The 13,793-nt window shown below is 73.4% G+C and carries 14 protein-coding genes; 12 read left to right on the plus strand and 2 right to left on the minus strand.

The genetic code is table 11. The features are described 5' to 3' along the window. Positions 1-52: 52 nt before the first annotated feature. Positions 53-1,204, plus strand: coding sequence for an NADH-quinone oxidoreductase subunit D (locus tag AB0C59_RS09505; RefSeq protein ID WP_363002309.1), 1,152 nt, complete (start codon positions 53-55; stop codon positions 1,202-1,204). Here the strand turns inward: AB0C59_RS09505 and AB0C59_RS09510 are convergent. After that, complete coding sequence (locus AB0C59_RS09510) at positions 1,169-2,188, minus strand: SAM-dependent methyltransferase (protein WP_363002311.1); 1,020 nt, start codon at positions 2,186-2,188, stop codon at positions 1,169-1,171. The genes AB0C59_RS09505 and AB0C59_RS09510 overlap by 36 nt on opposite strands. A 243-nt stretch (positions 2,189-2,431) precedes the next feature. Here AB0C59_RS09510 and AB0C59_RS09515 point away from each other — a divergent pair, with 243 nt between their 5' ends. Next, positions 2,432-3,637, plus strand: coding sequence for a sensor histidine kinase (locus AB0C59_RS09515; protein ID WP_363002313.1), 1,206 nt, complete (start codon positions 2,432-2,434; stop codon positions 3,635-3,637). A gap of 70 nt (positions 3,638-3,707) precedes the next feature. Continuing rightward, positions 3,708-4,379, plus strand: coding sequence for a response regulator transcription factor (locus tag AB0C59_RS09520; protein WP_363002315.1), 672 nt, complete (start codon positions 3,708-3,710; stop codon positions 4,377-4,379). Between the two features lie 29 nt (positions 4,380-4,408). Here AB0C59_RS09520 and AB0C59_RS09525 read toward each other — a convergent pair whose 3' ends face one another. Beyond that, positions 4,409-5,617, minus strand: coding sequence for a beta-eliminating lyase-related protein (locus tag AB0C59_RS09525; RefSeq protein WP_363002317.1), 1,209 nt, complete (start codon positions 5,615-5,617; stop codon positions 4,409-4,411). 195 nt (positions 5,618-5,812) lie between these two features. On the opposite strand from AB0C59_RS09525, the gene AB0C59_RS09530 reads away from it, so the two are divergent. The 9 genes from AB0C59_RS09530 to AB0C59_RS09570 all read left to right on the plus strand — a co-directional run bounded on the left by AB0C59_RS09530 (position 5,813) and on the right by AB0C59_RS09570 (position 13,540). Continuing rightward, positions 5,813-6,739 (plus strand): DUF2520 domain-containing protein, encoded by a 927-nt coding sequence (locus AB0C59_RS09530; protein WP_363002319.1) that lies wholly within the window; start codon positions 5,813-5,815, stop codon positions 6,737-6,739. Then, the gene (panC, locus tag AB0C59_RS09535; protein WP_363002321.1) at positions 6,736-7,779 is read left to right on the plus strand and encodes a pantoate--beta-alanine ligase; all 1,044 of its coding nucleotides are present in this window, start codon (positions 6,736-6,738) and stop codon (positions 7,777-7,779) included. The genes AB0C59_RS09530 and panC overlap by 4 nt, the downstream gene beginning before the upstream one ends. After that, positions 7,776-9,536 (plus strand): L-aspartate oxidase, encoded by a 1,761-nt coding sequence (locus AB0C59_RS09540; protein WP_363002323.1) that lies wholly within the window; start codon positions 7,776-7,778, stop codon positions 9,534-9,536. Before panC ends, AB0C59_RS09540 begins: the two co-directional genes overlap by 4 nt. Positions 9,537-9,541: 5 nt before the next feature. Next, positions 9,542-10,519, plus strand: a complete 978-nt coding sequence (nadC, locus tag AB0C59_RS09545) for a carboxylating nicotinate-nucleotide diphosphorylase (RefSeq protein WP_363002325.1) — start codon at positions 9,542-9,544, stop codon at positions 10,517-10,519. Between the two features lie 8 nt (positions 10,520-10,527). Continuing rightward, positions 10,528-11,325, plus strand: a complete 798-nt coding sequence (locus tag AB0C59_RS09550; protein WP_363002327.1) for a type III pantothenate kinase — start codon at positions 10,528-10,530, stop codon at positions 11,323-11,325. A gap of 161 nt (positions 11,326-11,486) precedes the next feature. Next, positions 11,487-12,143, plus strand: coding sequence for a hypothetical protein (locus AB0C59_RS09555; protein WP_363002329.1), 657 nt, complete (start codon positions 11,487-11,489; stop codon positions 12,141-12,143). A gap of 78 nt (positions 12,144-12,221) precedes the next feature. Then, positions 12,222-12,401 (plus strand): hypothetical protein, encoded by a 180-nt coding sequence (locus AB0C59_RS09560; protein WP_363002331.1) that lies wholly within the window; start codon positions 12,222-12,224, stop codon positions 12,399-12,401. 104 nt (positions 12,402-12,505) lie between these two features. Then, positions 12,506-12,997, plus strand: a complete 492-nt coding sequence (locus tag AB0C59_RS09565; RefSeq protein WP_363002333.1) for a BlaI/MecI/CopY family transcriptional regulator — start codon at positions 12,506-12,508, stop codon at positions 12,995-12,997. Between the two features lie 9 nt (positions 12,998-13,006). After that, positions 13,007-13,540: an amino-acid N-acetyltransferase gene (locus AB0C59_RS09570; protein ID WP_363002335.1), complete on the plus strand. Its 534-nt coding sequence runs from the start codon at positions 13,007-13,009 to the stop codon at positions 13,538-13,540. Positions 13,541-13,793 lie beyond the last annotated feature (253 nt).

A 13,793-nucleotide genomic window follows, 5' to 3' on the forward strand; every position in this document is an offset into this window, starting at 1 on the left:
CGCCCCAGGGGGCCGGGGGGACCGCGGGCTCCCCGTGCGCCAGACTGTCCCCATGACCCCAACGTCGGAGACCACGGTCGGCATCGGCGGCGCAGCGGACCGCACCGACATGGTGCTCAACATCGGCCCCCAGCACCCCTCCACCCACGGAGTGCTCCGTCTGCGCCTCGTCCTGGACGGCGAACGCATCGTGCACGCGGAGCCGGTGATCGGCTACATGCACCGGGGCGCGGAGAAGCTCTTCGAGGCCCGCGACTACCGCCAGATCATCATGCTCGCCAACCGCCACGACTGGCTCTCCGCCTTCTCCAACGAGCTGGGCGTGGTCCTCGCCGTGGAGCGGATGCTCGGCATGGAGGTCCCCGAGCGCGCGGTGTGGATGCGCACGCTCCTCGCGGAGCTGAACCGGGTCCTGAACCACCTGATGTTCCTCGGCTCCTACCCGCTGGAACTGGGCGGCATCACCCCGGTCTTCTACGCCTTCCAGGAGCGCGAGGAGCTCCAGAACGTGATGGAGGAGATCTCCGGCGGCCGCATGCACTACATGTTCAACCGCGTGGGCGGCCTCAAGGAGGACCTGCCGGCGGGCTGGACGGCACGGGCGCGCACGGCGGTCCGCGACGTGCGCTCCCGCATGGACCGGTTCGACGACCTGGTGCTCGGCAACGAGATCTTCCGCGGACGCACCCGCGGCGTGGGCACCCTGGCGGCGGAGGCCGTCCACGCCTACGGGGTCAGCGGGCCGATCGCCCGGGCCTCCGGCGTGGACTTCGACCTGCGCCGCGACGAGCCGTACCTGGCCTACCCGCAGCTCCAGGACACCCTCAGGGTGGTCACCCGGCACGAGGGCGACTGCCTGGCCCGCTTCGAGTGCCTGCTGGAGCAGACGCACGTCGCGCTCGACCTCGCCGACGCCTGCCTGGACCGGCTCGCCCAGCTGCCGCCGGGGCCCGTCAACCAGCGCCTGCCCAAGGTGCTCAAGGCGCCCGAGGGCCACACCTACGCCTGGACCGAGAACCCGCTCGGCATCAACGGCTACTACCTGGTCAGCAAGGGGGAGAAGACCCCGTACCGCCTCAAGCTGCGCTCCGCGTCGTACAACAACATCCAGGTGCTGACGGAGCTGCTGCCGGGCACCCTGGTCGCGGACATGGTGGCCATCCTGGGCTCAATGTTCTTCGTGGTCGGCGACATCGACAAGTAGCCCGCCGAGCGGTGCGTCCGGGATCCCGACGGGCTGGAGCAGCCAGCCGAAGTCGCCCAGGCCCCCGGGCGCGGTCAGCTCGGCGGCGGCCCCGGCCTCGGCGAGGGCGTGCACATAGGCGACCGGGTGCGTGGAGGCGAGCGTCAGCGGGGGCCGCGCGCCGGTGACCCCGAGCGCGTGGAGCGCCGCGCGCTGGGTCAGCGGCCGCGCACCGGGCAGGGCGCACGCGTCCAGTGCCACGTGTGCGGTGAGGTCGCACGAGCCGTCGGGCACGGGCGCCGTCTCCCGGCCCGCGCGAAAGCCGGTGAGCGTCCCGAAGGGCGGCCGGGCGCCCGCGTGGTGGGTGTAGTCGACGGCGACGGCGAGCCCCCGGGTCAGGGAGGCGACGGCGGCGGCCCAGGCGGTGTCCCTGGGCCGGCCGATCTCGGCGCGGAAGCCCTCGCCGGGCAGCCGCCACCAGCGGGCCAGCCAGGCCGCGTCCGCGCCGGTCACCGGCTCGCCCAGGCGTTCGGTGCCGTCGGGTCGTACGAGGACCAGCCGGGGCACCCCGTCCGCGTCCGCCTCGGCCACGTCGAGCGGCACGTTGTCCAGCCACTCGTTGGCGAACAGCAGCCCCTCGACGCCCGTCGGGGGCTCGGACCGCCAGTCGATCCGGGGGTCGAGGCCGTCGGGCCGGGCGGCGATCTCCACGGCGCAGGCCCGTGTCCGTGCTGCGACCTCGGGCGGCAGGGCGTCGAGAACGCCGGTGACCAGTTCCCCGCGGCCGGCCGCCATGTCCACGAACGCCAGCTCGTCGGGCCGCCCGAGCGCGTCGTCGACCCGGCACAGCAGCCTGGCCACGGCGGTGGCGAAGAGCGGCGAGGCATGGACGGAGGTGCGGAAGTGCCCCGCCGGCCCCTCGGGTCGGCGGTAGAACCCCGACTCCCCGTACAGGGCCTCGTCGATGGCCACCCGCCATCCCCGCCACATGCCCTGCTCGACCATGCCCCCAGGCTAAGGGGCCCTTCCGGAAGGCCCGCCCGGGCGCGGCCCGGCATCGCGGCCTCCCGCGCCCGTCGTACGTCCGCGGCGCCGTCGTGGCCGGTCGCGCGGTTCCCCGCGCCTCTTTCGGGCGCGTACCTACCGTCCGGTATCACCGGGCATCCACCTTGCGGAGTACGTGTCCGGGCACGGGATCGCCCCACCGGTTGACCCGTGGCCACCCCACCTTTCCCTACGCTGGGTCACGTGCAGCGCCTCTACGACTTCTTCCGCAGACACCCCACGTGGGTCGACGGCTTCTGGGCCGTCGTCCTGTTCGGGCTGTCCTGCGTGAGTGTGATCAATCTCCGAGGGGCGACGAGCTACCACGGTTCGCTCAGGGCGGGTCTCGCGATCTCCGCCGTCCTGTCCCTGGTGGTGGCGCTGCGCCGCCGTATGCCCGAGAAGATGCTGGTCCTGGCCGGTGCCATGGGTCCCGCGCAGCTGATCCTCGACCAGCAGCCCATGGTCGCCGACTTCGGCATGCTGGTGATCATCTACACGGTCGCCTCGGACGGCGCCCGCTGGGCCTCCCGCGCCGCCCTGGCCGTCGGTCTGACCGCCGGGACCCTCTCCGAGATCCGCTGGTCCGAGGGGCGGGCGAGCATCCTCAGCAGTGTCGCGCTGGCCATCTTCCAGACCGTGCCCTTCGCGCTCGCCTGGGTCCTCGGCGACGCGTTGCGCACCCGCCGGGCCTACTTCGCCCAGCTGGAGGAGCGCGCCGCGCGCCTGGAGAAGGAGCGCGAGGCGCAGTCCAAGGTCGCGGTGGCCGCCGAGCGCGCCCGTATCGCCCGCGAACTGCACGACGTCGTCGCCCACAACGTCTCGGTGATGGTGGTGCAGGCGGACGGCGCCGCGTACGTCCTGGACGCCGCCCCCGACCAGGCGAAGAAGGCCCTGGAGACGATCTCCGGGACCGGTCGCCAGGCGCTCGCCGAGATGCGCCGCCTGCTCGGTGTGCTGCGCACCGGTGAGCATGTGGAGGCGGGGGAGTACGTGCCGCAGCCCGACGTCGACCAGATCGACGACCTCGTGGAGCAGTGCCGCAGCGCGGGGCTGCCCGTCGACTTCAAGGTGGAGGGCACCCCGCGTCCGCTGCCGAGCGGGGTGGAGCTGACCGCGTACCGCATCGTCCAGGAGGCGCTCACCAACACCCGCAAGCACGGCGGGCCCAACGCGGGCGCGAGCGTGCGCCTGGTCTACTTCGACGACGGGCTCGGGCTGCTGGTGGAGGACGACGGCAAGGGCGCCCCGCACGAGCTGTACGAGGAGGGCGGCGCCGACGGCCAAGGACACGGACTGATCGGCATGCGGGAGCGCGTCGGCATGGTCGGCGGCACCCTGGACGCGGGACCGCGCCCTGGGGGAGGCTTCCGCATCAGCGCCCTGCTCCCGCTGAAACCCGCCCCCTGAACCGGCGTCACCCCACCGCCCCCCACCGCGACACCCCCGACCGCGCCACCCCGACCGAAGGACCCCCGCCATGCCGATCCGCGTGATGCTCGTCGACGACCAGGTGCTGCTGCGCACCGGGTTCCGGATGGTGCTCGCCGCCCAGCCGGACATGGAGGTCGTGGCGGAGGCCGGAGACGGGGTCGAGGCCCTCCAGGTGCTGCGGGCCACCGAGGTCGACGTGGTCCTCATGGACGTCCGGATGCCCAAGCTGGACGGCGTGGAGACCACGCGCCGGGTCTGCTCGGAGCCCAACCCCCCGAAGGTGCTGATCCTGACCACCTTCGACCTGGACGAGTACGCGTTCTCGGGGCTCAAGGCGGGCGCCTCCGGCTTCATGCTCAAGGACGTGCCGCCCGGCGAGCTGCTGACCGCCATCCGCTCCGTGCACAGCGGCGACGCCGTGGTCGCGCCGTCCACCACGCGCCGCCTCCTCGACAGGTTCGCGCCGATGCTGCCGAGCGGCACCGCGGAGCCCCGCCACAAGGAGCTGGCCCGGCTCACCGAGCGGGAGCGCGAGGTGATGGTGCTGGTCGCGCAGGGGTTGTCCAACGGGGAGATCGCGGCGCGGCTGGTGCTGTCCGAGGCGACCGTGAAGACCCACGTGGGCCGCATCCTGACGAAACTCGCGCTCAGGGACCGGGTCCAGGTGGTCGTCCTCGCGTACGAGACGGGTCTCGTCCGCGCGGGCGGACACGGTTGAGCCGGCGCGCGGACGCGGGCGCGCGGGTCTCAGACCGCTGAGGGCGGGAGGTACGTGGTGAACCGCGCCACCGCCGCCTTCACGTCCGCCGGGGTCCAGTCCAGCCCGGCGGCTCCCACGGAGACCTCCGTGTAGGCAAGGTCCGGGCCGCCGCGGTCCCAGGCGTCGGCGAACAGCAGGGTGCCGGTCTCCTCGGCCTGGCGGACGGCGGCCTCCGCGAGAACGTCGGCGGGGTAGGGCAGCCAGAGCTGGAACTCGTGGGTGTGCGGCTCCGCCGGATGGACGCGCACCCACGGCACCCCGGTCCCGGTGAACGCCTCGCGCAGCGCGAGGGCGACCTCGCGCGCGTGGCGCACGTACTCCGGCAGCCGGGGCAGCTCGCGCTCCAGGCCGACGAGGGCCGAAAGCGCCGTCGGGAACTGCTGGAAGACGGTGCCGCCGTAGCGGTGCCGCCAGGTCCTCGCCTCCTCCACCAGCGTCCGGGGGCCCGCGACCGCCGCTCCGCCGTATCCGGCGAGGGACTTGTAGAACGACACGTAGACGCTGTCGGCGAGGGCCGCGATCTCGTCCAGCGGGCGACCGAGGCGCACCGTGGACTCCCACAGGCGCGCACCGTCGAAGTGGACCACCGCGTCCCGTTCGCGCGCGGCCGCCACCACCTCGGTCAGCTCCTCGAAGGTGGGCAGGACGAAACCGGCGTCCCTGAGGGGGAGTTCCAGCATCAGCGTGCCGAAGGGCTCCTCGAAGTCGTGGACCTCCTCGGCGGTCGGCAACCGGGGCTCGCTCGTCAGGCGCACCGGACGCAGCCCGCTGATCTCGCTGAACGCGTTGCGTTCGTGCACCTCGGGGTGGGCCAGGGAGTGCAGGGCCACCGCCGGGTTGCCCGTCCGGCCCGCCCAGCAGCGCAGGGCGATCTGCTGAGCCATGGTGCCCGTCGGGAAGAAGGCCGCGGCCTCCTTGCCGAGCAGCCCCGCGACCTTGTCCTCCAGCGCCTCGACGACCCCGTCGCCGTACATGTCCGAGCCCTCGTCCAGGTCGTGGACGTCCGCCGCTTCGTCCAGCAGGGCCAGCCGCTCCCGCAGCGTCCCCAGGCAGGCCCGGCGGGTCAGCGCGCGCTCGGCGCCGCGGACGGCCGTGGCACGGCGCTCCCGCAGCAGCCGCCGCACCTCGTCCGGGGTCGGCGCCGGCTCCTCGGTCCGCCGTGCGTGCGCCTCGCTGTGCCGCGTCGTCCGCGCCATGTGCCCCTCGGCCTTCCCCTCGGTTCCCGCCGCGCGCTCGCGCGTCCCGCCATCCTCCCGCCCCGGGGCCGCCCCGCGCGGTGCAGGCACATCCACGGCCTGTGGACGGCCGGCCGGCCCGGGAACCGATAGCGTTAACATGACGAGAAATCGTCCGGTACCGAGAGCGGACTGGAACGGGAAGGCCACCGTCGAGTGAGTACATTCCAGCAGCCAGACCCCAAGGACCGCCCCGCGCGGCTGACCGTGGGCGTGGTGGGCGCGGGCCGGGTCGGACCCGCGCTCGCCGCGTCCCTCCAACTCGCCGGACACCGCCCGGTCGCCGTGTCCGGGGTCTCCGAGACGTCCCGGCGGCGCGCGGCGCAGATGCTTCCCGACGCGCCGGTCGTCACGCCCGCCGAGGTACTTGAGCGGGCCGACCTGGTGCTGCTGACCGTGCCCGACGACGCGCTGCCCGGCCTGGTGGAGGGCCTCGCCGAGACCGGGGCCGTGCGGCCCGGGCAGCTGCTCGCGCACACCTCCGGCCGGTACGGCGCGAAGGTGCTCGACCCCGCGCTCCGCGCCGGTGCCCTGCCGCTCGCGCTGCACCCCGCGATGACCTTCACGGGCACCCCGGTGGACGTCCAGCGGCTGGCCGGGTGCTCCTTCGGGGTCACCGCGCCCGACGAGCTGCGGCTGGCCGCCGAGGCGCTCGTGATCGAGATGGGCGGTGAGCCCGAGTGGATCGCCGAGGACATGCGCCCGCTGTACCACGCGGCCCTCGCGCTCGGCGCCAACCACCTGGTCACCCTGGTCGCCCAGTCCATGGAGCTGCTGCGTGAGGCGGGCGTGACGGCCCCCGACCGCATGCTCGGACCGCTCCTGGGCGCCGCCCTGGACAACGCCCTGCGCTCCGGTGACGCCGCCCTGACCGGCCCCGTGGCGCGCGGCGACGCGGGCACCGTCGCCGCCCATGTGGCCGAGCTGCGCCGGCACGCCCCCGGGGCCGTCGCCGGCTACCTGGCGATGGCCCGCGCGACCGCCGACCGGGCCCTGGCGCACGGACTGCTCAAGCCGGAACTGGCGCAGGACCTCCTCGGGGTACTCGCCCACGGGGACGGCACCGAAGGGGACACCCGATGACCATCACCCTGCTGCGCACCGCCGAGGAGCTGCACGCACGCGCGCGGACCGGCCGCCGTGCCGTCGTGATGACCATGGGCGCCCTGCATGAGGGCCACGCCACCCTGGTCCGCTCCGCCCGCGAGCTCGTCGGCGCGGACGGCGAGGTGGTCGTGACGGTCTTCGTGAACCCGCTGCAGTTCGGCGCGGGCGAGGACCTCGACCGCTACCCGCGCACCCTGGACGCCGACCTGGGGATCGCCGAGGAGGCCGGCGCGGACGTGGTCTTCGCCCCCTCGGTCGAGGAGGTCTACCCCGGCGGCGAGCCCCAGGTGCGGATCTCCGCGGGCCCCATGGGGGAGCGGCTCGAAGGGTCCTCCCGCCCCGGTCACTTCGACGGCATGCTCACCGTCGTGGCCAAGCTGCTGCACCTCACCCGCCCCGACACGGCGCTGTACGGGCAGAAGGACGCCCAGCAGCTCGCCCTGATCCGCCGGATGGCGCGCGATCTGAACTTCGGCGTGGAGATCGTGGGCGTGCCCACCGTGCGCGAGCACGACGGCCTCGCCCTCTCCAGCCGCAACCGGTATCTGGCACCCGACGAGCGGCACACCGCGCTCGCCCTGTCCCGCGCCCTGTTCGCGGGCCGTGACCGGCACGCCGCCCAGGAGGCCCTGCGCGCGCGTGCCCGCGAAGTGCCCTCCACGCACGCGCGCGCGGAGGCCCTGAGCGCGCTGGGGGAGTCCCGCGCCGCGGCCGACGCGAACGCGGTCGCCAAGGCCGCGCCCTGCGGCCCCGACGCCGTCCGCGCCACCGCCCGCCTGGTCCTCGACGAGGCGGGCCGCCTGGATCCGCCGCTGGTCCTGGACTACCTGGCCCTGGTCGACCCGTCGGACTTCACCGAGATCGCCGACGAGTTCACCGGGGAGGCGGTCCTCGCCGTCGCCGCACGGGTCGGCGGCACCCGGCTGATCGACAACATCCCCCTGTCCTTCGGCGAGGACGAGTCCTTCGGCGAGGACGACCACACACCCCACGCACCTCAGGGAGCCGCCTCGTGACCGGCACAGGCATACGACTGCACGCCCCCCGACCGGGCTGGGCCCTGACCGCGGACGTCGTGGTCGTCGGCTCGGGCGTGGCCGGTCTCACCGCTGCCCTGCGCTGCCAGGCCGCGGGACTGACGACGGTCGTCGTCACCAAGGCACGCCTGGACGACGGCTCCACGCGCTGGGCCCAGGGCGGCGTCGCGGCGGCCCTCGGCGAGGGCGACACCCCCGAACAGCACCTGGACGACACCCTGGTGGCGGGCGCGGGCCTGTGCGACGAGGAAGCCGTGCGCATCCTGGTCACCGAGGGACCGGACGCCGTACGCCGGCTCATCTCGACCGGCGCCCACTTCGACACCGACGACGAGGGCGGCATCCAGCTCACCCGCGAGGGCGGCCACCACCGGCGCCGCATCGCGCACGCGGGCGGCGACGCGACCGGCGCGGAGATCTCCCGCGCGCTCGTGGAGGCCGTGCGCGCGCACGGGCTGCGCACGATCGAGAACGCGCTGGTCCTGGATCTGCTGACGGACGCCGAGGGCCGTACCGCGGGCGTGACCCTGCACGTCATGGGAGAGGGCCAGCACGACGGGGTGGGCGCCGTGCACGCCCCCGCCGTGGTCCTCGCGACCGGCGGCATGGGCCAGGTGTTCTCGGCGACCACCAACCCGTCGGTGTCCACGGGCGACGGCGTGGCGCTCGCCCTGCGCGCGGGCGCGGAGGTCAGCGACCTGGAGTTCGTGCAGTTCCACCCGACCGTGCTGTTCCTCGGCGCCGACGCGGAGGGCCAGCAGCCGCTGGTCTCCGAGGCGGTGCGCGGCGAGGGCGCCCACCTCGTGGACGCGGACGGGGTGCGCTTCATGGTCGGGCAGCACGAACTGGCCGAACTGGCCCCCCGGGACATCGTCGCCAAGGGCATCATGCGCCGGATGCGGGAGCAGGGCGCCGAGCACATGTTCCTGGACGCCCGCCACTTCGGCGCGCGGATGTGGGAGCAGCGATTCCCGACGATCCTCGCCGCCTGCCGGTCCCACGGCATCGACCCGGTGACCGAGCCCGTCCCGGTCGCACCCGCCGCGCACTACGCCTCCGGCGGCGTGCGCACCGACTCGCACGGCCGCACGACCGTGCCGGGCCTGTACGCGTGCGGCGAGGTCGCCTGCACGGGCGTCCAGGGCGCGAACCGGCTCGCGTCCAACTCCCTCCTGGAGGGCCTGGTCTACGCCGAGCGCATCGCGGCCGACATCGCGCGCGGCCACGCGGAGGGCCGCCTGCACGCGCGCGTGCCCGAGCCCGTCCCGTACCCGGAGCAGCCCACGCATCCGCTGCTCGCCCCCGAGGCCCGCTTCGCGATCCAGCGGATCATGACGGACGGCGCCGGCGTGATCAGGTCCGAGCGCTCGCTCCAGGAGGCCGCGGACCGCCTGCACCGGCTGCACGGCGAGGCGCGCGACGCCCTCACCGAGAACGGCAAGACCTCCGAGCCCGGCGTCGACTCCTGGGAGTCCACGAACCTGCTGTGCGTCGCCCGGGTCCTGGTCGCCGCCGCCCTGCTGCGCGCCGAGACCCGCGGCTGCCACTGGCGCGAGGACCACGCCGACCGGGACGACACACGCTGGCGGCGCCACGTCGTCGTACGGCTGAATCCGGACCGGACGCTGGCCGTGCACACCACCGGCACAGCAGACTTCCCCCCGACCCTCCCCGAGTCCCCGGGCGCCGCCCGAGCCGGGGAGACCCCGACGAACCGTCCTCTCCAGGAGCAGTGACAGCAGTGAGCACCCACGACCTTCCCCTCGTCCCCGCCGCCGGCTGCGGCGACGGCTGCGCCTGCGGCGCGGACGGCGACGAGGAGTACATGGAGTGCGGCCTCGACCCCGCGCTCGCCCAGATCCTGGCCGACGCCGGACTCGATCCGCTGGAGGTCGAGGACATCGCGAACGTCGCCGTCCAGGAGGACCTGGCGGGCGGCGAGGACGTGACGACGGTCGCGACGATCCCCGAGGACGCGGTGGCCACCGGCGACTTCACCGCCCGCCAGGCTGGCGTGGTGGCCGGTCTCAGGGTCGCCGAGGCGGTCATCTCGGTCGTCTGCGCGGACGAGTTCGAGGTCGAGCGCCACGTGGACGACGGCGACCGGGTGGAGTCGGGCCAGAAGCTGCTGACCGTCACCACCCGCGCCCGGGACCTGCTCACCGCCGAGCGCAGCGCGCTGAACCTCCTGTGCCGGCTGTCCGGCATCGCGAGCGCCACGCGCGCGTGGGCGGACGCCCTGGAGGGCACCAAGGCGCAGGTGCGCGACACCCGCAAGACCACGCCCGGACTGCGGTCCCTGGAGAAGTTCGCGGTCCGCTGCGGCGGCGGCGTCAACCACCGCATGTCCCTGTCGGACGCGGCGCTGGTCAAGGACAACCACGTCGTGGCGGCCGGCGGTGTGCGGCAGGCGTTCGCCGCGGTGCGCGAGATGTTCCCGGAGGTGCCGGTGGAGACCGAGGTCGACACGCTGCACCAGCTGCGCGAGGCCGTGGACGCGGGCGCCGACCTGATCCTCCTGGACAACTTCACCCCGGGCGAGTGCGAGGAGGCCGTGGCCCTGGTCGCGGGCCGCGCGCTGCTGGAGGCGTCGGGCGGGCTGACCCTGGAGAACGCCGAGGCGTACGCGGCCACGGGCGTCGACTTCCTGGCGGTCGGGGCGCTGACGCACTCCGCGCCGATCCTGGACATCGGCCTCGACCTGCGAGCTGCGGAGTAGGTAGAGCCATGCTGCTGACCATCGACGTGGGCAACACGCATACGGTGCTGGGTCTGTTCGACGGCGAGGACATCGTCGAACACTGGCGGATCTCCACGGACGCGCGCCGCACGGCGGACGAACTGGCGGTGCTCCTCCAGGGCCTGATGGGCATGCACCCCCTCCTGGGCGACGAACTGGGCGACGGCATCGACGGCATCGCGATCTGCTCGACCGTGCCGTCCGTGCTGCACGAGCTGCGCGAGGTCACCCGCCGCTACTACGGCGACGTCCCCGCGGTCCTGGTCGAACCCGGCATCAAGACGGGCGTCCCGATCCTGATGGACAACCCGAAGGAGGTCGGCGCCGACCGCATCATCAACGCGGTGGCGGCGGTCGAGCTGTACGGCGGCCCCGCGATCGTCGTGGACTTCGGCACGGCGACGACGTTCGACGCGGTCTCCGCGCGGGGCGAGTACGCGGGCGGGGTCATCGCGCCCGGCATCGAGATCTCCGTGGAGGCGCTCGGCGTGCGAGGCGCCCAGCTCCGCAAGATCGAGCTCGCCCGGCCGCGTTCGGTGATCGGCAAGAACACCGTCGAGGCGATGCAGGCGGGCATCGTGTACGGCTTCGCGGGGCAGGTCGACGGGGTGGTGAGCCGTATGGCCCGCGAGCTGGCGGACGACCCGGACGAGGTCACGGTGATCGCGACCGGGGGCCTGGCGCCGATGGTCCTGGGCGAGGCCGCGGTGATCGACGAGCACGAGCCCTGGCTGACGCTGATCGGCCTGCGCCTGGTCTACGAGCGCAACGCGGCCCGTCTCTGAGCGGCCCGGCGTCACCTGGGCGGCCTCGCGTTTGGCGCCCGCCCAGGTGACGGCCGGCTCCGCGCCCCGGCGGTCGCCGGGGCGCGGCCAGCTGAGGGAACGCGGGGGCGACACGACGCACTATGTGCCGGTTTTGTCCGATTAGCGCGTAGCGTCACCGCATGCCCACGCCATACGGATCCCGCGGCGGCCTGGCGTTCGGCGCGGAGGAGCTGTGTGTGCTCCGCCGTGCCCTCGCCCTCGCCCTCCAGCCTCGCACCGCTTCCGCCGAGGACGTCCAGGACTGCCTCCGCCTCGCAGAGTCCGTCGACGAGGCGGTACGCGAGGGTGCCCGCCTACGGGCCTTCCTGCTGGCGGACCTCGCGCGCTACCGAGCCGCCCTCCCCGGCTCCCTCAGCGGCTACCTGGCCCTCCTGGAGGACGCCCTGCGGGCCGGCTACCGCCCGGTCCCGGACGACCTCGCGGCGCTGCGCGCCCTGCGCGGCGCCCCCGCCGCCGCGGCCCTCCTCGACCGCTGCGGGACCCTCGCCGCACGCGAGGCGCACCCCACCCCCGCCGGCCCGCGCAGGGCGGTCATCCCCGCCTCCAGGGCCCGGCTGACGGCGCTGCCCGGCGGTCTCGCGGCCACGGAGGAGACGGACGAGAAGCCGGGCCGCAAGCCCGCCGAGAAGCCCGCCCGGAAACCGGAGAAGCCCGCCCCGGCAGGCGAGCCGGGAACCCCGCGCCCCGCGCGCCCCATCCCGACCCCCGGCGAGGTCTTCCCGCCCAAGCGCAAGCCCGGCCCCCCGCACGCGCAGCGGGAGCTGGCCGTCGGCTGAGGGCCGTGCCGCGATCGGGGGCGCGCTCAAGTCCCCCCGACCCGGACGCACCGGACAGGCCATGGCTACCCTGAACGCATGGACTACGTCTCCGCGCTCGTTCCCCCGGCCGTCATGGCCGTCTTCTTCATCGGGCTCATCCGGGTGATCGTGAAGACCCAGGGCGGCGCCAACAAGGCCAAGGAGGACGCGGCGGTCGACGCGGCCCTCGCGCGCGCCGAGAGCGCGGGCGCGGCCGCCTCGGACGCCGGCGCCTGACCCTCGGCGCCGTCCGGGCGTACGACTCACGCTCCACCCGAGTCGTACGCCCCTTTTGGTATCGCTTGAGGCGCACCTTCCCGTTCGGCACTATTATGCGGAACGTGCCTCGCCCCCTGGGAGAACTCGAAGACGCGGTCATGACGCGGGTGTGGAAGTGGAACCGCCCGGCGACCGTCCGAGAAGTCCTGGAAGACCTTCAGCAGGAGCGGTCCATCGCCTACACCACGGTGATGACCGTTTTGGACAATCTCCATCAGAAGGGCTGGGTCCGCCGGGAGGCGGAAGGGCGGGCCTATCGATATGAGGCGGTCTCCACCCGTGCCGCCTACGCGGCCGCCCTGATGCACGACGCCTGGTCGCAGAGCGACAACGCCGCCGCCGCACTCGTCGCCTTCTTCGGCATGATGAGCGAGCAGCAGCGGCAGGCGCTCAGCGACGCCATGCGCATCGTGCAGGGCCCGGAGAGTGTCCCGGCGGACCCCGCGCGCACCGAAACACCCGCGGCGAAGGACGCGGAATCCCTCGAATCCGCCACTTCCGAGGCGCCGGGCCCGAAGAACCCCGCCTCCACCGAGGACGGCGCCGAGCGATAACGTCCGCTCATGGCAGCACAGAGCCCCGAAGGCCGCACGAAAGCCATCACCGTACGACGGGCCAGGACGAGCGATGTCCCGGCGGTGCGCCGCCTCCTTGACGCGTACGTCCGACGCGGCATCCTGCTCGACAAAGCGACGGTGACGCTTTACGAGGACATCCAGGAGTTCTGGGTGGCGGAACGCGACGACAACGGCGAGGTCGTGGGCTGCGGCGCTCTGCACGTCATGTGGGAGGACCTGGCGGAAGTCCGCACTCTCGCGGTGGCCGACGGGGCCAGGGGGCTCGGCGTCGGGCGCCACCTGCTCCAGAAGTTGCTCCAGACCGCCCGGTGGCTCGGTGTTCGACGCGTTTTCTGTCTGACCTTCGAAGTGGACTTCTTCGGGAAGCACGGCTTCGTGGAGATCGGTGAGACGCCCGTGGACACCGATGTCTACGCGGAGCTGATGCGTTCCTATGACGAGGGCGTGGCGGAGTTCCTGGGTCTCGAACGGGTGAAACCGAACACCTTGGGCAACAGTCGGATGCTTCTGCATCTGTGAACGGTCACCGATCGCCTGAGATCGGCTCGGACTATTCAGTCGCGCTTCAAGCGGAGGGAGCTTGCCCAGGTTCCCTATGTCCGAAACGCGTATCTTTCCGGACTCCGGGGCGGTCGTGCCTCTCCCCTCAGGGGTTTGTGTTTTTCCCGCAAAAGCGGTTTGCTTTCCGACGTACTGCAGTACTGCATATAACAGGGGACGTGAAACGTGCGGCGCGAGCCGCTGACCCTCGGGCCCTGAAGATATCGATGAA

This window comes from Streptomyces sp. NPDC048664, from assembly GCF_040650555.1.
Lineage (GTDB): Bacteria > Actinomycetota > Actinomycetes > Streptomycetales > Streptomycetaceae > Streptomyces.